General features: G+C 36.0%; 17 protein-coding genes. 15 read left to right on the top strand and 2 right to left on the bottom strand.

Translation table 11 applies throughout. The features are described from left to right. The first annotated feature begins 137 nt into the window (after positions 1 to 137). From CEF18_RS14135 to CEF18_RS14095, 9 genes are all read left to right on the top strand, one after another. Positions 138 to 2,480 carry an AraC family transcriptional regulator gene (locus tag CEF18_RS14135; RefSeq protein ID WP_110937063.1) on the top strand — a complete coding sequence of 781 codons (2,343 nt, stop codon included), beginning with the start codon at positions 138 to 140 and terminating at the stop codon, positions 2,478 to 2,480. A 396-nt stretch (positions 2,481 to 2,876) separates the two neighbouring features. After that, the gene (locus CEF18_RS14130) at positions 2,877 to 4,403 is read left to right on the top strand and encodes an extracellular solute-binding protein (RefSeq protein WP_110937062.1); all 1,527 of its coding nucleotides are present in this window, start codon (positions 2,877 to 2,879) and stop codon (positions 4,401 to 4,403) included. Positions 4,404 to 4,732: 329 nt separating this feature from the next. Next, positions 4,733 to 5,620, top strand: coding sequence for an ABC transporter permease (locus CEF18_RS14125; RefSeq protein ID WP_407690418.1), 888 nt, complete (start codon positions 4,733 to 4,735; stop codon positions 5,618 to 5,620). A 26-nt stretch (positions 5,621 to 5,646) separates the two neighbouring features. Further along, the gene (locus CEF18_RS14120) at positions 5,647 to 6,522 is read left to right on the top strand and encodes a carbohydrate ABC transporter permease (protein WP_110937060.1); all 876 of its coding nucleotides are present in this window, start codon (positions 5,647 to 5,649) and stop codon (positions 6,520 to 6,522) included. Positions 6,523 to 6,614: 92 nt separating this feature from the next. Next, positions 6,615 to 7,904, top strand: a complete 1,290-nt coding sequence (locus tag CEF18_RS14115) for a Gfo/Idh/MocA family oxidoreductase (protein ID WP_110937059.1) — start codon at positions 6,615 to 6,617, stop codon at positions 7,902 to 7,904. A 16-nt stretch (positions 7,905 to 7,920) separates the two neighbouring features. Further along, positions 7,921 to 10,098: a glycoside hydrolase family 88/105 protein gene (locus tag CEF18_RS14110; RefSeq protein ID WP_223292307.1), complete on the top strand. Its 2,178-nt coding sequence runs from the start codon at positions 7,921 to 7,923 to the stop codon at positions 10,096 to 10,098. Between the two features lie 23 nt (positions 10,099 to 10,121). Continuing rightward, positions 10,122 to 12,566, top strand: a complete 2,445-nt coding sequence (locus CEF18_RS14105; protein ID WP_110937058.1) for a glycosyl hydrolase — start codon at positions 10,122 to 10,124, stop codon at positions 12,564 to 12,566. An 84-nt stretch (positions 12,567 to 12,650) separates the two neighbouring features. Beyond that, entirely contained in the window at positions 12,651 to 13,364 is a 714-nt protein-coding gene (locus CEF18_RS14100) for a YesL family protein (protein WP_110937057.1), read from the top strand. 57 nt (positions 13,365 to 13,421) lie between these two features. Further along, positions 13,422 to 14,612, top strand: coding sequence for an oligogalacturonate lyase family protein (locus CEF18_RS14095; protein ID WP_110937056.1), 1,191 nt, complete (start codon positions 13,422 to 13,424; stop codon positions 14,610 to 14,612). 130 nt (positions 14,613 to 14,742) lie between these two features. Here CEF18_RS14095 and CEF18_RS14090 read toward each other — a convergent pair whose 3' ends face one another. Beyond that, positions 14,743 to 14,970, bottom strand: coding sequence for a hypothetical protein (locus CEF18_RS14090; RefSeq protein ID WP_110937055.1), 228 nt, complete (start codon positions 14,968 to 14,970; stop codon positions 14,743 to 14,745). 218 nt (positions 14,971 to 15,188) lie between these two features. Here CEF18_RS14090 and CEF18_RS25955 point away from each other — a divergent pair, with 218 nt between their 5' ends. Continuing rightward, the gene (locus CEF18_RS25955) at positions 15,189 to 15,341 is read left to right on the top strand and encodes a hypothetical protein (RefSeq protein ID WP_183041148.1); all 153 of its coding nucleotides are present in this window, start codon (positions 15,189 to 15,191) and stop codon (positions 15,339 to 15,341) included. A gap of 92 nt (positions 15,342 to 15,433) precedes the next feature. Here CEF18_RS25955 and CEF18_RS14085 read toward each other — a convergent pair whose 3' ends face one another. After that, positions 15,434 to 16,204, bottom strand: a complete 771-nt coding sequence (locus CEF18_RS14085; protein ID WP_110937054.1) for a hypothetical protein — start codon at positions 16,202 to 16,204, stop codon at positions 15,434 to 15,436. Between the two features lie 200 nt (positions 16,205 to 16,404). Between CEF18_RS14085 and htpG the strand changes: the two genes are divergently transcribed. The 5 genes from htpG to CEF18_RS14060 all read left to right on the top strand — a co-directional run bounded on the left by htpG (position 16,405) and on the right by CEF18_RS14060 (position 22,464). Continuing rightward, positions 16,405 to 18,285 carry a molecular chaperone HtpG gene (gene htpG / locus CEF18_RS14080; RefSeq protein ID WP_110937053.1) on the top strand — a complete coding sequence of 627 codons (1,881 nt, stop codon included), beginning with the start codon at positions 16,405 to 16,407 and terminating at the stop codon, positions 18,283 to 18,285. Between the two features lie 173 nt (positions 18,286 to 18,458). Further along, on the top strand, positions 18,459 to 18,890 hold the full coding sequence (locus CEF18_RS14075; RefSeq protein WP_110937052.1) for an RbsD/FucU family protein: 432 nt from the start codon (positions 18,459 to 18,461) through the stop codon (positions 18,888 to 18,890). 46 nt (positions 18,891 to 18,936) lie between these two features. Beyond that, on the top strand, positions 18,937 to 19,701 hold the full coding sequence (locus tag CEF18_RS14070; protein WP_110937051.1) for a DeoR/GlpR family DNA-binding transcription regulator: 765 nt from the start codon (positions 18,937 to 18,939) through the stop codon (positions 19,699 to 19,701). Between the two features lie 251 nt (positions 19,702 to 19,952). Next, positions 19,953 to 21,446: a sugar ABC transporter ATP-binding protein gene (locus CEF18_RS14065; protein ID WP_110937050.1), complete on the top strand. Its 1,494-nt coding sequence runs from the start codon at positions 19,953 to 19,955 to the stop codon at positions 21,444 to 21,446. A 22-nt stretch (positions 21,447 to 21,468) separates the two neighbouring features. Beyond that, positions 21,469 to 22,464, top strand: coding sequence for an ABC transporter permease (locus CEF18_RS14060; protein WP_110937049.1), 996 nt, complete (start codon positions 21,469 to 21,471; stop codon positions 22,462 to 22,464). Positions 22,465 to 22,478 lie beyond the last annotated feature (14 nt).

The following is a 22,478-nucleotide window of genomic DNA, read 5'->3' as shown; positions in this document are numbered from 1 at the left end:
ACTAAAAATGCTAGATGTTTAGGTCACATCTAGCATTTTTCGACAGAATACAGCACAAAAATTCAGATTAGTGTAGTATAATGATAATGCTTACATAATTGGTGGGGAAACGATACAGGAATAAGGTGGGGGACTGAGTGCTTAAACATCTCAAGAATACTCAGAAAAATACATATGGTTGGAAAAGTCAGTATTTTCGTAAAAGTTTTATTCTAATTCTCTTGATTGCGTTTACTCCAGGATTAATATCAGGGATTGGTATTTACTGGTTTGGAGTTAGTGAAGTGGAGGATTCGCTTAAGGAAATGCATGAAAGTCAAATAATACAGCGAGCAGAAAACATAAATGATCAATTTGATTATCTTGAGACTTCTGTCTCACATTGGGCATTTGAACCTAGATTCAATTCGTCATTAATGGATCTTAATTATGTAGAAAATTTTCAAGACACTCGTGATATCGTTCGAACACTTCTTGTTTTACAGGGGAGTAATCCGATGATTGATAAGGTGGAGCTTTATGTTGATTCTCCAACACCTGTAATATTTAAACCGAGCTATAACGTACTTGAGGAAGAAGAACATGAATTTTATCAGTCAATTTTAGCAAATCACAAGAATATAAGTTGGAATCGACTTTATTATTCTCCAAATGAAAGTGAGTTTGAAGACCCAACCCCGCTTGTTCTTACTCATAGTATTCCTGGAAACAGCAATGCCCCATTCGGATCTATTATTTTAATATTAGACCGTGCGAAGGTGGCTGATATATTTAAAGCATTAACTCCATATGACAAAGGTGCAACATTTTTGTTAGATGAAGATAATAATGTTTTAGTAGCTGATAACAGTACAGGAGAAGAATCATTTAATCAGATGGTGAGAGAGAGATTACTAAATGAATTTGACAATGTGCCAGCGGGTTCTTTTACTTTTGAATATTCAGATGAAACGTATTCTGTTTCTTATGGGAAAATGAAGAGAATAGACTCTGAATGGACATATGTATCAGCTGCACCAATGTCCTCGATTACAACGCCAATCGTTTTTATATCAAAGATTATTATCCTCATCAGCTTGGCAGGGCTACTATTGGCTTTAATTTTATCGTGGTTTGTTTCTAAAAAGATATATAGTCCCGTAGCAAAACTGATAAAGGTACTTAGTGCCGAGGATAAGTGGTCAAATGATGAAAAAAAGGATGAGTTCTTACTAATTGAACAGCAATTTAATGAATTGTCAAAGGAAAGTAAATCATTACAAAATCGGTTAACGACACAGCTGCCTCAATTAAGGAATAGTTTTCTACTGCAACTTATTCAAGGGTATTTGTATCATTATACAGAACAAGATTTATACAATCGAATGCAAAACTATGGATGGGAATTAAAGGAACACTCCTTTGTAGTGATTGATATTCAAGTATTAGGTTTACATGAATCCAAAGGGGCACTTATGAAGCAAGATGAAAGTTTAGTTGCTTTTACGTTGACAAACATAATGGAGGAAGCTTCACACCAACGATTTGATCAATATAATGTCATCAATTTTTATGATCTATCGACAGTAGTCCTCATTGTTTATCCTAGTAATAAAGAAATGAGAGCAGAATTACATGGCTTCTCTGAACAAATTACGGATATTCTTAATCGAGTACTTCAAACACAAGTAACGGTAACGATAAGTAAACCGGATGAAGAAATAAAACGTATTCCGTACTTATTTGAAGAGGTACGACAGGGAAAACGGTATCGTAATTTTGAAGATGAAAATCAAATCATTGATTTACAAACGATGGAACCTTCTAAAAATTTAAATTATATTCACTATCCATTTGAAATTGAAAAAGAAATTTTACAAGCTATAAGGATAGGACATATCGATGAAGCGGAGAAATTAATAAGGGATTTTATACAGGAACTTATTGAAGAAGGAAGTAAAGAAATTAACATTTTACCAGCAATTACACAATTGTTTAGTAGTATTCAACATGAAATACTGTATTCCGGAATTCACCCAAATGAGATTTTTGAAGGGAAGAATATGTTTGAAGAAGTGACTCACCTGCGCGAACCTGAACAAATGGTCATTTGGTTAAGAGATGAAGTCATTACTCCTTTTGTTCAGAAAGTAGAGGGAAGAGTTAATATTGAAATGAAAAGTGTTGTTGAACAAGTTTGCACATATATTCAAGAGAATTTTAAGGAGGATGTCTCGTTAGAAAGCTGTGCGGATGATGTAAAAACGAATCCGTATACGTTAAGTAAAGCTTTCAAAAAAGTGATTGGTGTTAATTTCATAGACTACTTGACTGGATTAAGAATGGATAAAGCAAAAGAGTTACTTCTGCAAACAAATATGAAAATTAACGATATTGCTGAAGAAGTAGGTTACCGGCATAGTTATTTTAATCGTATTTTTAAAAAGCAGGTTGGTGTTACTCCGAGTCAATACCGGAAAAAGCTTACTAATGAACAATGATTAACAGGAAGCATTACTTAACCCTTCAATTATTATTGGGGGTTAGTAATGCTTTTGTGTTGTTTTTTAATTAGAGCAGAGAAGTACTTTATTTCCTACCTTAGGTTATGAATAGATGCTGTATTGCAAGAAAGTGTGGTTTGCCAAGAAAGTGCAAATTCGAGTGAAAAGGTTTACATATAAGGTTTTTACATATGTATTCTTTGTAATAACGGATAGCAAAAATTGAATGTTGTCGGAAAAATGTAAACGCTTTATATTTAGGGTGTGAACCGGAGAACCTTGGAAAATTTAATTCATGCCTTGAAGCAAAGGGGGGGGATGAAAGTTCTATAAAAAAGGTTCTATGTATGGATGGTTCGATTCACTCAATTAGAATAAGGGGGAAATGTACAAATGAAAAAAACATCTTTAGGTATTTCACTAGGACTTTTTGTTTTCTTACTTGCCGGTTGTAATAATGATAGTAATTCAGAGGCGAATGCAGATGCTGATTCAAATTCTGACGGCGGAGAAGAGAGGTTGTCAGTATCTATTATGGCCCCATCCTTTGCAGCTGAGCCTGCTGGCGAAGATAGCCCCGCTTTACAGGCAATAGAAGAGTATACGAATACAGATATCGATTTACAGTTTGTAGCCAATGCAAATTATGAGGATCGTTTTAATGTAACGTTGGCTTCAGGGGAATTCCCAGAAATTATGGTTGCAAACAAAGAACCAAGTTTTATCAACGCCGCAAGGGATGGTGCATTTTGGGACTTAACAGATCACTTAGATGACTATGAAAATTTAAGCCAGGCGAATGAAATTGTATTAAATAATACAACGATTGATGGCCGAATTTATGGTGTGTATCGTGCAAGACCACTTGGAAGAAATGGTGCGGCAATTAATAAACAATGGTTAGATAATCTTGGATTAGAAATGCCTGAAACAATAGAAGAATTTCACGAAGTACTAAGAGCCTTTACAAATGATGATCCAAACCAATCAGGTAAAGATGATACGTATGGAATGGTCGTATCTGAATGGGAAGGGCCATGGAATACGATGCAAGTTTGGATGGGGGCACCTAACCAGTGGGGCTTTGACGAAAATAATAAGCTAGCTCCGGATTTCACATTTGATGAATACCGTGAAGCACTCGTTTTTTTCAAGGAGTTATATGATGAAGGATTGGTCAATGAAGACTTTGCTGTAATGGATTCCGGACAGTGGACGGAACCGCTCGTAAATCAAGAAGCAGGTGTTTTTGTGGACGTGCTTGACGCAGCGAATAGAATTCAAAATCAAATCACGGAAGGCTATACCGAAGAAAATCAAATTTTAGATGTTTTTGGAGCAGTTGAAGGGCCTCATGGATTGCATACGTTACCAACTGCAGGATATGCAGGTATGCTTGCCATTTCCAAAACAGCTGTAGAAACGGAAGAAGAATTGAAACGAGTATTGCAATTTCTAGACGATTTGAACGATGAAGAAGTTCAAAATCTTGCCTATATAGGTGTGGAAGGTGTTCACCATGAAATTGTAGACGGCGTTCTTGATATTACTTCACAAGCAGATGGAGGAACAAAGTTTGAAAGTGAAGTTTCTGATTTAAATCAGTTCCAAATGGCTATTCCTGAAGAAAACTTTATGGAACAACCACAAACCGCATTGCAAGAGAAAGCAGCTGCACTGATGGAAGAAAATATGGAGTTTGTCGTAGCTAATCCTGCAGAACCATTGATTTCTCCAACTTATACTGAAAGAGGACAACAGTTAGACAATATTATTGATGATGCTCGTATTCAGTACATTGTTGGACAAATTGATGATGCAGAATTTGATGCAGAAATAGAAAGATGGATGGGTGCTGGCGGTACTGAATATATTGCCGAAATTAATCAGGCTTATGAAGAATCTCAGGCAGCTGAGTAAAAAATCCCTATTAGCCTGATGGAGCAGGGGATCCTCCCCTGCTTTTAACAAAAGACGCTACGCGTTTTTCTTACAAGATAAGAATTTATAAAATTAGCAGCAACCTTCACGCCGCACGTATCAAGGGAAACCCACCCTCCTATCGAGTAGCACCTACACTCACTACGTAGGTGCTACTCGGGGCGGCGGAAGCTGACGCTGTATGTAATAAAAGACGGCTATGCCGTTTTTCTTATCAAAATGAAAGGAGAAACAATATGCCAAAAGTAGATGTGGACCATAGTACTTCAATAGAACCAATATCAGTTCGTAAAGTATCTAAATGGAAAATGTTAAAAAGGGATAAATGGCTGTTTTTATTATTATTACCAGGGCTCATCTGGTTCCTTGTTTTTAAATATGTTCCAATGTGGGGAGCTTTAATTGCATTCAAAGATTATTCTCCTTATTTAGGGTTTTGGGCAAGTGACTGGGTTGGTTTTACTCATTTTGAAAGATTATTTCAGAATCCTGATTTTTACAGAATACTTAAAAATACATTGATTCTTGCATTTTATGAAACAATCTTTGTTTTCCCAGCTCCAATTATTTTGGCGTTGATGTTAAATGAAATTAGATTTACCAAGTATAAAAGAATCATCCAAACGGTTATTTATATCCCTAACTTTATGTCATGGGTAATCGTAGCCAGTTTATCCTACGTTTTCTTAACAACAAGTGGTGGGGCTGTAAATGTAATCATTGAGAGTTTAACAGGACAAACCTTTAATTTCTTGTCCAGTCCGGAATGGTTTCGCTCGATGATTATTGGACAGCAAATTTGGAAAGATGCAGGATTTGGAACAATTATATTCTTAGCAGCACTATCTGGTGTAAGTTCCGAACAATATGAAGCGGCAATCGTTGATGGGGCTGGCAGATTTAGAAGAATGTGGCACGTGACATTACCAGCAATACGCAACGTTATTGTCATTTTATTAATTTTACGGATGGGAAATTTTCTTGATCAAGGATTTCAACAAATCTATTTAATGACGAATTCTTTAAATCGCTCTGTAGCTGATGTATTTGATGTTTATATTTACTTTTCCGGTATTACCCAAGGTGCATTCAGCCACAGTACTGCAGTAGGTTTATTCAAGGGTGTCGTTGGAATTATATTAATTTTATCGACAAGATATATAGCGAAAAGATTAAACCAAGAAACGTTATTTTAAAATCTATTTCATAAATAGAGGGGGTAATGGTTGTGAAATCGCATAATACACCATTAGGCAGAGTATTTGATGTATTTAACTACATCATTCTAGCCATTATTGCACTGGCTATGATTGTACCATTTTTCTATGTTATAGCTGGATCGTTTTCAACCGAATCAGAGCTAGCGCGAAGAGCATTTTTCATTATACCAGAAACATTTTCCCTTAATGCTTACAAGTATATTTTCTCCACACCTACATTTATTAGAGGTATAGGGGTTTCTGTCTTTGTCACAATAGCGGGGACGTTAATCAGTTTATCATTAACTTTAACAATGGGATATGCCTTATCGAAATCACGCTTAATTGGGCATAAGTGGTATATTTATATTGTTATTTTTACAATTATTTTCCAAGGTGGGATGATACCTACATACCTTCTAATAAGGGACTTAGGTTTACTAAATTCTTTATGGGCATTAATTTTGCCAATTGCAATGAATCCGATGTGGTTAATTATTGTTATTTCGTTTTTTCGCAATATTCCTAAAGAGTTGGAAGAGTCGGCGCGTATTGATGGATGTACCGATTTAGGGGTATTTTGGAAAATTGCATTGCCTTTATCAAAACCAATCATCGCAACTTTCGCTTTGTTTTACGCAGTGCAATACTGGGGAGACTATTTCAATGCACTTTTATATATAAGTGATAATTCAAAGTACCCTGTGATGCTATTACTGCAAAACATTATGACGATGGCTGATACGCAATTTGGTGAAGTGGATACTCTGGTTGAACAGCCTGATGAATCACTTAAGTTGGCTGTCATAGTTGTAGCTACTGTACCAATCATGTTGGTTTATCCATTTTTACAAAAGCACTTTGCTAAAGGAATGATGTTAGGTTCAGTGAAGGGTTAAAGTGAAATCAGTCATCATAGAAAAAGTAGCCGTAGTTTGAACTGCTATGGCTACAATAGTTATTAAAGAAAATGAGTAAGGGGAGATGACCAATGAAAAAGACATATGTGTTAATCGGAACAGGCGGTCGGGCAGAGTTTTTCTATGGAGCTTTGGCTAGCGAATTCAAGGAAACGGGAGAATTAAGGGCGTTTTGTGATATCAACCAAACTAGAATGGATTATGCGAACACCTTATTACAAAAGAAATATGATCACCCGGCTGTACCGACATACTTAAGTGATAAATTTGAAAAAATGATTGAACAAGAAAAACCTGATTTCGTGATCGTAACAACGGTTGATCGTACGCACCATACATACATTATTAAAGCATTAGAACTAGGCTGTAATGTGATTACAGAAAAACCAATGACCATCGATGCAGAAAAGTGTCAAGAAATTATTGATACAGTTCATCGAACCGGAAAAGAAGTCCGTGTAGCATTTAATTACCGCTATGCACCACACAATACAAAAATTAGAGAGCTCATTAAAGATGGCACGATTGGGGATGTTTATTCAGTGAATTTTGAGTGGGCATTAGATACCCAACATGGTGCTGATTATTTTCGGAGATGGCATCGGGATAAACGGAACAGTGGCGGGTTACTCGTACATAAATCGACCCACCACTTTGATTTAGTTAACTTTTGGCTTGGAACGGAACCTGAAACAGTTTATGCAAATGGAGGACTTCGTTTTTATGGAAAAGAAAACGCAGAGTCTAGAGGTGTTACGAAATTTTATCAAAGGGCACATGGAAGTGAATATGCAAAGGAAGATCCATTTGCGATACACATGGAAGATAATGAGCATTTGAAAGCGATGTACTTAGATGCCGAGAAGGAAGATGGCTACCAACGTGACCAAAGTGTGTTTGGAGATGGAATCAACATTGAAGACACATTAGGAGTGATGGTTACTTATAAAAACAAGGCGATGTTAACGTATTCGTTAAATGCTTACTTACCTTGGGAAGGATTTATTATTTCCTTTAATGGCAGTAAGGGAAGAATTGAAGTGAAGGTGCGAGAACAGTCGTATATTAATTCGGGTGGAGAAAAAGCAGATGAAGGGGCGATTGAAGAGAAGTCTATTCATGTGCTGCCTATGTTCGGAAAGGCTTATGAAGTAGAAGTTTCAGAGGGTGAGGGTGGTCATGGCGGAGGAGATCCCGCTCTATTACGAGATATTTTCGGTACTCCTGAAGAAGATGAATTTCATCGAGCAGCCTCGCATGTGGATGGCGCGATGTCTATCCTCACTGGTATTGCTGGAAACATATCTCTACGCACAGGCCAAGCAGTAAAAGTGGATGAATTAGTAAACATTCACAGATAGAAATGGAGTGAGATGATTGGAAACCTATATAGATTTAAATGAAAGCATTTATAGCAAGTTAACTGATGATGTGGCAGAGATGTTAACCACGATTGCTGGCCGCTATATAGGCGATAATCCGCCTCATCCTGTTGTTTATCGAGCATTTAACAAAAGCGGATTAACTAGGTTACCGGATTATCGGTATGATTTAAATTTCAATGGAAAATTCCCTGGATGTAAGGATGGGCAGTACATCTATGCATGGGCAAAGATATGGCAGGACGATGAAGCAGATTTTATGTTTGCCTTGAATTGTTACAGTCCGGTTCAAGTATATCTGAATGATGAATTTGTTTATCGCTCCACGATCGTCGAAGAGTTAGACCCAAAGAGAAGAAGCGGTTTTAAGCTAACGTTAAAAAAAGGCTGGAATCACTTTTTATTAAGGTTTATGAAAACAACCTCTGGAATTGGCGGGATTTTTGGCACAGGTTCTTTCAAAAGGCATCCGATGCACTTTTTGTCTCCTCTAAAGGAAAAGGAAGGTCAAGAGGGATGGGTGTTCACGGAACCTTTAAATGCTCCAGTTTCTGAATTAGATTCAGTAAATTGGTTACCTAAGACACACTGGGAAGAAACCGACCAAGCTTTGCAAATGGCAAGAATGTTTGGCGAACAAAACAATAACTATGCAATTGCTTGGACAAAAATAAAAAACACATCCTTTGAGCAAAAAGAGATTACCTTAAGTGGTCGATGTAAAGGTGCCTTGGAAATATTTATTAATGAAATAGTAGTTTTTAAAGCAGATGAAAGCAGATCTTTTCATCTTGCAATTGATTTACCTTTTGGAGTGAGCGACGTTCTCGTCAAGAGTACATGCTTAACCGAAAACTGGGGGTTTCATTTAGAAACTACTCAAGAGGGTATGGAATTTGAACTTCCTTATCCGGTGAAGGGGGCGAATGATCATTGGTTATTCGTTGGACCCTTTGATAGAAATCAAGTGTTGGACTTAAATACACTGAAGAGTATGGATTCACTCAAGGAAGGGGCAGATTCTAGGATATTTTGGAGGCTTAATCAGCCAAATACATGGGTCAGACCATACCTGGAAAATCGCTTGTTCGGAAAGTGGGATTATCCGTTGGGCGTTACGTTATACGGATTAATTGAGACTGGAAAAGAGCTTCAGCGCGGTGACATCATCAAATATGTCATAAAACATATGGAGACGAGTACGGCTTTATATAAGTATTCACTCTGGGATAAAGATGAATATGGTGCTGCGGGTATAAACAATCAACTGTCAGCGATTGATAGTCTGGATGACTGTGGTTCATTCGGAGCAACCATGCTTTTAAGCGAAGAAACTGTACCGATTAAAGATGCAACCCATATAGCGGACGACATCGTAAACCATATTACAAATATTCAGGATCGACTTGCTGATGGCACTTTATACCGCCGATTTGGAAGCGTAGATTTCATGAAAGATACGATATGGTGTGATGATTTATATATGAGTACACCATTTTTATGCCGCTATTATAAAAAAACAGGTGATCCGTCGTATTTAAAGGATGCTGTACATCAATTCTTACAATATAAGAAGTATTTATATATTCCTGAACTAAAAATCATGTCACACGTATATGACTTTAAATTTGATACTGCGACGAATGTACCTTGGGGACGGGGGAATGGATGGGTATTATTTTCTCTATCCGAGTTGTTGGCTGTCTTACCTGAAAGTCATGATAAAAGAAATGAACTTCTTACTTTTTTCCGTGAATTATCAGAGGGATTTATCCGGCTGCAAGGTGAAAATGGCATGTGGCATCAAGTATTAACCGATCAAGAATCATATGAAGAAACATCCTGTACATCGATGTTTGTTTGTGCATTTTCGAGAGGGATACGTCATGGGTGGTTAAAGAATAAGGAGCTCTACGTTCAATCTGTTTATCGCGGATGGGAAGGAATGGCGAAAAGAGCCATTGATAAACAAGGAAATGTATATGGCGTTTGCCAGGGGTCAGGCTATTCTTTTACAGGTGATTACTATAAGAATGATCTAACATGGATTTTAAATGACACACATGGAACAGGGATCGTCTTATTAGCTGGGATCGAAACAATGAAACTTAAAAAGGCACTGGAAAACTCAAATAATGATGAGCCTAGTAAATGGAGTAACGAAGTTGTATAAGGAGCAAAGGCAGGTGTGACGAAATGACTGTGGCGAGCATAAGAGAACAATTTTTGAGTCCCTCAGATGAATATACCCCATTTCCTTTCTGGTTTTGGAACGACCAGTTAACAAAAGAAGAAATCATAAGACAAATCCATGATTTTTATGATAAAGGGGTTACTGGTTTTGTTCTGCATCCTCGAATTGGAATTCCGAAAGAAATAGGTTATTTATCTGATGCTTATATGAAACTGGTTCAAGTTGCAGTAGCAGAAGCAAATGACTTAGGGATGACTGTCATTCTATATGATGAAGGCATGTATCCTTCCGGTTCTGCAAATGGGCAAGTCGTTAAAAAGAATCCTGAGTTTGCTAGTCGAGGTCTCAAGATGGTGGAATACCCTTGTGAACAAGGAGAAAATACTATTTCCACAGTAGTATCATCAGGGGAACAACTTGTCTCTATTCAAGCAGTTGAAAAACTTTCCGAGTCAGCAATCAATTTCGAAAAGACGAAGGTAATCGGTGATCAGGGTGAACAAGTATCGTTTTCGCCGCCGAATGACAGTGAATGGTCGATTCTATTTTTTATTGAGACGTATACTAATGGAACAATTAGAGGTATTCATTTCGGTGAGGATGATGGCGAAGAAGCTGCACCTAAATCTGCCGACCTGCTGAATCCTGATGCTATGAAAACATATATTCACCTTACACATGACAAATACTACTCGGCATTAAAGGAATTCTTCGGTAATACTGTTATTGCAATGTTTACGGATGAACCGGATATGCTAGGAAGAAACTCGGATGCAAACTTGATGCCGTGGACCAATGATTTTCTCGCATTCTACATACGGGTAGGAAATGAGGAATCATATTTGCCAGCTCTTTGGTTTGATGCGGATTCTCATTCCTTGGAAATTAGAAAAGCATATCGGAAAACTGTAAATAAGAAATTAACAGCATCGTATTACAAACCAATAAGTGATTGGTGCCAGTCACATCATATTTCGTTAACCGGTCATCCGGCAGCTAGTGATGATATTGGGTTATTGGAACATTTTCAAATCCCTGGACAGGACGTTGTTTGGCGTTGGGTTGCACCTGAAGACGGGAAGGCACTAGAGGGGCAACATTCTACTGCTGGAAAGTGTTCTGCTGATGCTGCCAGACATCGTGGGAGACGTAGGAATTTAAACGAAGTGTTAGGAGTTTGTGGTAAAGAAAGTGCTTGGGCATTAAGTCCTGGCGATATGAAATGGTATTTTGATTGGCTGTTTGTTAGAGGGGTAAACCTCATTTCTCCACATGCTTTTTATTATTCCATTGACGGGATGAAGAGAAGTCATGAACGGCCTCCGGATGTAGGACCAAATAATAGTTGGTGGCCTTATTATAAACAGTTTGCCCAGTATATCAAACGGATGAGCTGGTTAATGACAGATAGTGTCAATACAACTGAAATAGCGGTGTTATGTGAGGAAGATCATTTACCATGTGAAATAGTGAAACCTCTGTTTGAAAATCAAGTGGAGTTTAACTATTTGGAGGAATCATTGTTTCTCAATAGTTCAAGGATTGATAAAGGTTTCATCAAGATTAAACAGCAAAAATATCGTGTGCTTCTTATGGAAGCTAGTAAAGAATTAGAAATAAAAGTGGAGCGGAAATTAGCGCAGTTCATAGAAGACGGTGGCAAAGTTGTTAGTCTTGGGGATTCACCACTGAGTGATGCTGTTTCGATTTCACAGAATGACTCTATTATTGATGTACTAGATGGCATTCATGAACGACAAGTATTGTTATCTCCTCAAGGGAAGGATATCAGGGTAAGTAAACTCAAGAAAAATGACAAGGTATTTTATGTGTTTGTTAATGAAGGTGAAGCAGCTTATAGAGGTACATTAACTGTAAATGAAGAAGGTAAAGTGGAAGTATGGAGCGCATGGGAAGCATCTATTAAAGAATCAGAAAGTAATTGTGTACCAATCTTCTTGAATAGAAGGGAATCACTCATATATTGTGTGGACCCGAATCAAAAACCAACTATTAGGGAACAAACTGTTTCAGCAAAAACGTGGAGAACAATCGATATAACTAGTAACTGGTCTATTAAGAACGAGAAATTAGCCTTTTCACTAAAAAGACTGCAGTCTTGGACAGAATGGTCAGGAATGAAGCGTTTTTCAGGAAAAGTTACCTATGAAACAACTTTTGAATTAAACGAAGAAGATTTACTATCGAAGGTTTGGATTGATCTAGGGGAAGTTTTTGAACTTGCTCATGTTTTTATAAATGAGAACGATATTGGCGTGAAAATGTGGGCTCCTTACCAATTAGAAATGAAATCAAGCGATTTAAAAAGCGGTAAAAATGCCCTCAAGGTTGAGGTTACAAATAGTATAGCAAATAAAATGGATAACCTGTCATTAAAATCAGGATTGATAGGTCCTGTTACGATTCAAGTGAAGGACGAAGTTTAATAACATTTCAGCCAGGAAGTTTTTGAAGACTAGTTATATGCTAGAATTAAAACTATCAGAAGACATTGAAAGGAGAGGTTTTAATTGTTAAACGGTACTGGGTTTATGGGTAAATTTTATAAATTTGGTGAGATATCCATTTTTTTAGTATACGTCAATTTTTTATGGATTTGTTTTTCTTTACTTGGTCTGATTGTTTTTGGGTTAGGACCTAGTACTGTTGCCATGTATGGTGTATGCAGGAAATACTTAATGTCTGAAAGTGATATACCAGTTTTTAAAACATTTTGGAATCTGTATCGTACAGACTTTTTAAAATCTAACTTCTTATTTTGGATTCTGTTTGGACTAGGATATATCTTATATATCAATTTAAACTTCTTTACGGTTGATGGAGAATGGATTCCACTTATTTCTACGATATTATTACTTTTAACCACATTAATTTACAGTATAATGCTTATCTATATTATTCCATTGTTTGTTCACTATAATAATTCTTTTTTTAGTTATTTTAAAAATGCTATCTTAATATCGATCTTTCATCCAATACGAACTATATATGCGATAGCTGTCCTTTTAACCATTTATCACATATTTTATTTTTATCCTGTATTAATTATCTTTGTAGGTCCTAGTTTATTCAGCTTTATTTTAATGTACGTTACGTATCGAACATTTCTTGGGATTGAAGCAAAACGAGAGAGACTTCAAGAAGAGGCAGAAGAAAAGGAATTAGAGAAAGAAAAAGAGAAATCGCAGCAAGACATAGAAGAAGTTACCGGTCAACGTGTTTAGTCAATACAGCAACTTTCTTTCCTTAGATAAGTTTTATTGCAGATTGGAGTCGATGAAATGGGAAAAGGAGTCATTTATAAAAGTGAAATAGAAATAATTACAGATCCAGTATCCAAAACAAAGCTTAAAAAGCTATCCTCAGAACTATCTCATACGTTTCATCTTTATTTCACAAACGATGGATGGTACGAAAACAATACTAAATTAATTGTTGGATCTGATCGTGACAATGCAAGTAATTTATATAGTTTAGATATGCTTTCAGGAAACTTTACGCAACTCACAGAGTACACGAAAGAAGATGAAGCAGGAATTCAAGGAGCTTTTCTAGCAGCGGATGAGGAGAATGTCTTCTTAATCGTAAATAACGGCATTCGGTCGCTTCATTTACCTACACTTAAAGAAGAAAGTTACTATGAAGCTCCTAACGGGTATCATTTGAGTAATTTGAGTCTGACAGCGGATGGAAAGGAAATCTTTTTTGCGCTTGTTCAAGATGTGTTAAGTAAAGAAGAACAATCATTAGGAAGCGGTTATTTAGGGTTTGAGGAGATTGAAAAGGCACGGCCGCATTCAAAAATTTTAGCACTGGAAATTGAAACGAAGAAAAGTCGGACCCTTCATGAAGAAAATCGGTGGATTGGACATGTGAACGCTTCTCCCACCCAATCACATTTGCTTAGTTTCTGTCATGAAGGCCCATGGGATCAAGTGGATCATCGTATTTGGATCTTTGATCTAAAAGAGAATAAGGCTTACAAGGTAGGCGAATTCGACACGAATCAATTTGCTGGTCATGAATACTGGCTAAAAAATGGAACTCACATTGGTTTTCATGGCTATAGTGACTCACTTGAGCAAAAAGAAGGAAAGTTTATCGGATCAATTAAATATGACCAAACAGAACAATCGCTACATTCCTTTCCTTATCAAAACATGCACATCCACTCTAATTCAGATCATTTGATAGTAGGAGACGGTCAACAGCGTTCAGCTTACCATGGGGAGTCTTTTAATGATTCCATCTTTCTGTGGGTAAAGGAGAAGAATGAATATAGTGGGCCTTATATCCTTTGTCAGCATCGAGGAAGTTTTCAATCACAAAAGGTTCATGTACATCCACGGTTATCTCCCGACGAAAAACACGTGTTATTTACAAGTGACATGGATGGCTACGGGCAGATTTACTTGGCTGAAATTCCTAGCAACATTAAGGATCTGCCACTGAAAAAGAATGAAAATCTCTAAAAAAATTCTTTTAGGTTTGGTAGTCATCATACAAATTTGATATGCAAGGGAATAATGAAATCGGGTGTCAGTCAATGGACTGCACCCGATTTTATAACTATGAATCTCCTAAGCTATGAATAACTATAAACTATTTTTGGAAATATTCCATATCTTTCAGTAAAGCTTTGGAGTTGACATCATCTTCAATCACCATTTTAAGATCGGTTTTAAATGGGAGAGTATAAAGTGCAAGTAACGTTTTTGCATCGAACATTTGATTGTCACTATGAACCCAAATGTCATACGTATATTGCGTAGCTATCTTGTTCAATTTAATTACTTCATCATTGTTTTTAATTTGAAATTGTATAATCATTTTGCAACCCCCCTCTTTATGAATTATTATAAATCATTGTCATAAAATTGCAACAACGGATTGAAATTATGCGTTGTGGACAATAGACATCTATTTTTATTAGAATTTATATGCTGTCCTACTTCAACAGGTAAAAATTCATGATTAAATACTGTATAATAAGTATCCCTTTTCCAGAAACTAATATAAATCACGATTGTAAAAGAAAGGGGTACACTATGGGAAATAAAGAAAAGAAACCAGATAATCAATTCAAGGAGAACACGAATCACGGGGAACATAGAAATGGAAGGTTAGCGCAATTCAAAAACCATAATGAGAAAGCCGGAGAAGAACCAAACGAGTATATTTCTAAAAAGGATGAAGAATAGATCTTTTGAATATAAAGGGACTGAAGAGCTAAGTACAAACAAACTTACTTCTTTAGTCCCTTCATTCATGGTAAGGGTTACTCTAACTATCCTTATTGAGGATATCGTATTGGAAGGAAATTTTTTTGATAGGTTTCATTTTTAATGTTAGCTAGTTTTTTTTTGTTTAAATCCACCATTTTTTCTGGATCTTTATGTTTAACTATTGGCATATTGGCAAGTTGTTCTTTCATTTCTGTCTCGTTTTCAGTCAATTGTACATAAAAAACTTTCTGGTTCTCATTCATTCTATCCCACAAATCTTCCATTTTCATTTGGTCCTTCCAGTCTTTTAAAACAGCAAGATTATCCGCAATTTCTTTAATAATTTGATAATTTAACACGTCTATCGTTGCAGCTGTGTGAATAGCCAACTGTAATTCTTGATCTGTTACTTCCTTAATCTCTTTGAAATGCGAAAAATAGTCATTAAAAGTATGCTTTAACAAAGTTTGCTTTTGAAACAACGACTCAATTAGTAAAAGACCTGCCTTCAATTTCTTACGGGTAGTTTTTTTGGTTAACCCTAAAGGGACTTCAAAAAAATCCGAAGCTATCTCTGCTTGTAGGTGACCATTTTGATGAATTTGCTCGGTTAAACCATAGAAGCGAAAAAGTGTTCCTTGAGCTTCTCGGGCATCCCGTTCACTTTCTTCGGAGTTGGATAAAATTGCTGAGCCCCGAACTTGCATTGATTTAGAATATAATATTAAGAAGTATCGCGTTTGATTAATCGTTCGATGAAAATGGTTTACAGTTATTTTTTCAAGCCATTTTTTATGCTGTTTTGCTCGTTTATGTACTCTTTTTAAAGTTTGATCCATTGATGCACCTCTCTTTTCTTTGTTAGATAGGGTATTATTAGAAGATTCTGGACTCACCATTAAGGATAGTTTATCGTATATTTATTCCTACTGAAATATTGACATGTAAACTAGAATAAGTAAAATAATAGGTAAGATTAGCACTCGTAAGGTTAGAGTGCTAAAATTGATATATAGTTTGAAAAGAAGGAGAGATTTATATGGCTAGGAAAGAATTTAAAGCAGAGTCGAAGAGATTGTTAGAAATGATGATTAACTCGATTTATTCACAAAAAGAAATCTTTATTAGAGAGTTGATTTCAAATGCTAGTGATGCCATCGATAAAATGTATTACAAAGCTTTGACGGATGACTCAATTAGTTTTGAGCAAGAAAGCTACTACATAAAAGTTTCGACGGACAAAGAAAATCGTCTATTAACAATTTCAGATACTGGAATTGGTATGACGAAAGAAGAGATGGAGAGTAATCTTGGTACGATTGCCAAAAGTGGATCGTTAGCGTTTAAAAAAGAAACGGAAATCAAAGATGGTCACGATATCATCGGCCAATTTGGGGTAGGGTTTTATTCTTCATTTATGGTAGCTGATAATGTTACAGTAATAAGCAGAGCATCAGGCACTGACGAGGCATATAAGTGGGAATCCGATGGTACTGACGGTTATACGATTATTCCCTTTGAAAAAGATTCAGTTGGAACAGAGATTATCATTAAAATTCAAGAAAATACAGAAGATGAAAACTTTGATGAGTATCTGGATGAGTCCCGACTCAAGACAATCATCAAAAAGTACTCTGATTTCATTCGATATCCAATTAAAATGGATGTAACGGTGCAAAAGCCAAAAGAGGATAATGAAGAGGAATTGGAAGATAGTGAAGAAGAACAAACGGTAAACAGTATGGTCCCAATTTGGCGCAAAAATAAGAGCGAGTTGACGACAGAGGATTATGAAAATTTCTATTCAGAAAAACATTATGGTTTTGATAAACCTCTTAAGCATATTCATATTAGAGTAGATGGTACAATCAGATACCAATCGATTTTATTTATACCTGAAAGCATGCCTTATGATTATTATTCCAAGGAATTTGAAAAAGGTCTAGAGCTTTATTCGAACGGTGTGTTGATCATGGAGAAAAGTGCTGATCTGCTTCCTGACTATTTCGGTTTTGTTAAAGGAATGGTTGATTCAGAGGATTTATCGCTGAATATCTCAAGAGAAATGCTTCAGCATGACCGACAATTAAAAATGATTGCCAAAAACATTAAGACGAAAATCAAAAGTCAATTAGAAAGTCTCTTAAAAGAGGACCGGGAAAAGTACGAGAAATTTTATGATTCCTTCGGTAGACAGTTGAAATATGGTGTGTACAGTGACTTTGGTGCTAATAAAGACACGCTTCAAGATCTTTTAATGTTTTTCTCTTCAACAGAGAAGAAACAGGTGACTCTCGCTGAGTATGTAGCTAGAATGCCTGAAGATCAGAAGTATATTTACTATGCTTCCGGTGATTCCAATGAACGAATTGAAAAGATGCCACAAACAGAAATGGTTGCAGAAAAAGGCTTTGAAATTCTTTATTTCACTGAAGATGTGGATGAGTTCGCAATCAAAATGATCATGTCTTACAAAGAGAAAGAATTTAAATCTGTCTCCAGTGGTGATCTAGGCATTGACACAGAAGAAGATAAAAAGGATGCAGAAAAAGACGCTACTGAAAACAAAGAATTATTTGACCATATGAAATCAATTCTTTCAGGTAGAGTCAAAGATGTTCGTGTTTCAAAAAGATTGAAATCTCATCCGGTTTGCTTGTCTGCTGATGGAGAAGTAACAATTGAAATGGAAAAAGTTCTTCAAGCGATGCCTGATAATCAAAATGTGAAAGCTGATAAGGTGTTGGAAATTAATATAAATCATGACGTTTTCAATTCATTGCAACAAGCATTTGACAATGATAAGGAAAAGTTAGATCTTTATACCAATCTGTTGTATAATCAAGCCCTTCTCATTGAGGGACTTCCTGTTTCAGACCCAGTTGAATTTACAAATGATATGTGTAAAATTATGATTTAAAGGAATAAGGTTAGGGGGGAGCATTCAATTGCTTCCCTTTTTTCGTGAGATGGAAAGTATAAGTTGATAGCTTTCTTGTACATTAAAATAATTATATATTTATTTGTGTTTGTTTGGTAGTATATAACCATACAAACAAAAGTAAACAAAGATAAAACAAAGGTGGTATGAAAATGTTAAAAGGTATACCGCATAATCTTTCTCCCGATTTAGTAAAAGTATTAATGGAAATGGGACATGGGGATGAAATTGTATTAGCAGATGGAAATTTCCCTGCAGCTAGCTATGCTAAAAAATTAATCCGCGCTGATGGACACGGGGGGGCAGTTTTATTAGAATCAATTCTTTCTCTATTACCATTAGATGACTTTGTTGATACCCCTGTTATGTTAATGGATACGGTGGACGCTAATCAATCAGCCCCGCCGATTTGGAAAATATACGAACAAGTCATTAAAAGTGGATGTGAAGAAAATGTTGCAATTGGTCACTTTGAAAGATATACCTTTTATGAGCGTTCAAGAAATGCCTACGCAATTGTAGCAACTTCTGAAAGTGCTTTATATGGCAATATCATTCTCAAAAAAGGAGTAATAAGAAAATAAAAAATTTAGAGTCTATTAAATTAAATGTGTTAGGAGTGGAATTGATATGTTAGTTGCTGAAAGGCATCAAAAAATAGTGGAGACGCTTTTGGAACAAGGAAGCATACGAGTGACAGAACTGAGTAAGACGTATGGATTTACAGAGGAAACAATCAGACGTGACCTGGAAAAACTAGAGAAAGAGGGGAAATTATTAAGGACTCATGGAGGTGCTGTACCTCTTGCTCAAAACTCTGGAGATTTACCCTATTTTAAAAGAGAGACGATACATGTGGAAGAAAAAATGCAAGTGGCAAGTGAAGCGCTAAAGATGATAGAAGAGAAACATAGAATAATAATGGACTCGAGTTCTACTGCATTTTACTTGGCAAAAATACTACCTAATATGCCTTTAACAGTGGTCACTTGTTCTATGAGGATTACCTATGAGCTCTCAAAAAAAGACCAAATTAACGTAATAAACACTGGGGGAACACTCTCTACGAATACATTGTCTTTTGTTGGCCCTTTAACTTTGGATGCCTTAGATCAATTTCATGTGGATATCGCATTTATGTCTTGTAAGGGTATTGATCATGAGTGGGGAATTAGTGACTCAAACGACATGGAAGCTGCTGTGAAAAAGAAAATGATTGAAGTAGCCAGTAAAAAAGTTCTTTTGTTAGATGGCAGTAAAATAGGTAGGCGTTCTTTTTCTAAAGTAGGACCTGTGGAGGATTTCGATGCCATAATTGTTGACCGGTTAGCGGATAAAACGATTCAAAAAGCTTTGGAGAATAAAAAAATAAAAGTCATTACTATTAACGATTAACGAATGATAGAGAAGGGTTCTTAAAAGTACCCTTTCTTAATAAATGTAAGCGCATACAAAATTAGACGATCGATAATTAATTTAAACATCCCCTTAAAAGTAAAAATCAGAATTTTATAAAAATAGTGTTGAAAACAAAAAGTATTTTGTATATAATTCATTTATATAAAAATAAACAAAGAAAAACAAAAATATAAACAGAATAGTAAGCGGTTGCAATGGATCGATAAAGATAAAAGGCAGGTGGTAACGTGAATTCTAAATTATTAGAGATGGAGAACATATCAAAAGGTTTTCCAGGTGTTCAAGCATTATCTAAAATTAAACTTGATCTCAATTACGGTGAAGTTCTGGCGTTAGTAGGAGAAAATGGTGCAGGTAAATCAACGCTAATGAAAATTCTTACAGGAATATACGAAAAGGATGAAGGGACAATTCATTTAGAAGGAAAAGAGATTAATCCATCAAATACAAAACAAGCTCAAGATCTGGGTATTGGAATTATTCATCAGGAGCTCAATTTAATGCCGGATTTAACAGTTGCTCAGAATATTTTTATCGGTAAAGAACCAAAAAGTGCCCTCAATTTTTTCTTGAATGAGAGAAAGTTAAACGACGCAGCTTCTAAGTTATTCGAACAGCTTAATATTAACTTGAACCCAAGGACTAAAATTTCTTCACTGACAGTGGCTAGGCAACAAATGGTAGAAATAGCAAAGGCACTTTCTTATAACGCTAAAATATTAATTATGGATGAACCGACTGCAGCGCTTACGGACGAAGAAATTAATACATTATTTGAAATTATTTATAAGCTTAAAAATGACGGAGTCGGAATTGTCTACATTTCACACAGAATGGAAGAGTTAAAAAAGATTTCAAACGGAATTACCGTTATGAGAGACGGGGAATACGTAGATACTTTAAAAACAGAGGAGACAGAAATTGATAAAGTAATTTCCCTAATGGTAGGAAGAGATGTCTACATTGAATCAAAAGAAATAGTAAAAGTGTCAGACCAAAAAACAGTTCTATCCGTTGAGAACTTAAATAATAAATCTGTAAAAGATATAAACTTTCATCTAAAAAAAGGAGAAATACTAGGATTTGCAGGACTGGTAGGTGCAGGAAGAACAGAGGTGGCGAGAGCTATCTTTGGGGCAGATCCTATTACTTCCGGAAAACTAACTATTAAAGGAAAGGAAGTCCGGATTAAGCAACCGAAAGATGCCGTTGACAACGGAATTGGATATTTGTCGGAGGACCGAAAACATTTTGGATTGATGGTAGATATGGACGTCAATACAAATATTATGATTTCAACCATGGAAAATCACACTAAAAATAGTTTTGTGAAAAAATCCTCCCTATCTAAGATTTCACAAAAATATGTTGATAAGTTAAGAGTGAAAACACCAAGTATCTATCAAAAAGTTAAATTTTTGTCAGGAGGAAATCAGCAAAAAGTTGTTATTGCCAAATGGTTAGTGAAAGATTGTGACATTTTAATTTTTGATGAACCAACAAGAGGGATTGATGTGGGTGCGAAGGGGGAGATTTACGAGTTGTTAAATGAACTTGTTAAGGAAGGTAAATCAATCATCATGATCTCCTCAGAATTACCGGAAATTCTAAGAATGAGCCATCGCATAATAGTCATGAGTGAAGGATATATCACTGGAGAACTTAGTAGAGAGGAAGCTTCTCAAGAGAAAATAATGAATTATGCTACGACCAAAATGTGAAATGTAATTAGGAGGCTCAATTATGGAAACGCATACAGTGACTAGAAATAATAATGTAATAAGTAAGTTGAAAGGATCCAGTGCATTACAGCAAATTTTAGCCTTTGCTAGTTTAATAATATTAGTAGTGTTCTTTTCAATAGTTTCCGAACACTTTTGGCAATGGTCGAATATTTCCGGAATTCTCTTATCAACAACAGTAATTGGAATTTTGGCTCTAGGTGTAACATTTATCATTATTACAGGTGGTATTGATTTATCTGTAGGAACAGTTATGACACTAAGTTCGGTTATGACTGGTGTATTTCTAGTTAACATGAATCTGCCGATAGTTGTAGGTATTTTAGGAGGAATCTTAACTGGTTCATTTGCTGGTTTTATATGTGGTTTTTGGGTAACGAAACTAAGAATTCCACCTTTTATTGCAACACTGGCGATGATGATGATTGCCCAAGGATTAGCTTTGGTTATATCAGGTGCTACACCGATCTACTTCAGTGGAGTAGAAGGTTTCAGAGGGATTGCATTAGGTTCTATTATTCCAGGTGTCGCATTACCAAATGGGATATTAATATTCTTCTTGATGGTTATCATCGGAGGCATTTTATTATCGAAGACAATAGTTGGCAGATATACCTTCTCCATAGGGAGTAACGAGGAAGCAACAAGATTATCAGGAATAAATGTTGACAGATGGAAAATAAAAATTTACACAATTGCTGGTAGTTTTACAGGTGTTGCAGGAGTAATCATGGCTTCAAGATTGGACTCTGCACAACCAGCTCTAGGAATGGGGTATGAGTTAGAAGCAATTGCAGCAGTTGTTATAGGTGGAACCTCCCTCAGTGGAGGAAAAGGTTCTATTGTTGGGACAATGATTGGTGCATTAATCATGAGTGTCCTTACAAATGGTCTTCGGATCATGTCTATTCCACAAGAATGGCAAACAGTTGTAGTAGGTTTAGTTGTTATTACAGCAGTTTATGCGGATATTTTAAGGCGAGGAAAGTCTAACTAGTTTAAATACCCTTT

Source organism: Salipaludibacillus neizhouensis, assembly GCF_002886185.1.
Taxonomy (GTDB): Bacteria; Bacillota; Bacilli; order Bacillales; family Salisediminibacteriaceae; genus Salipaludibacillus; species Salipaludibacillus neizhouensis.
This window is presented reverse-complemented; position numbering and strand designations above follow the sequence as displayed.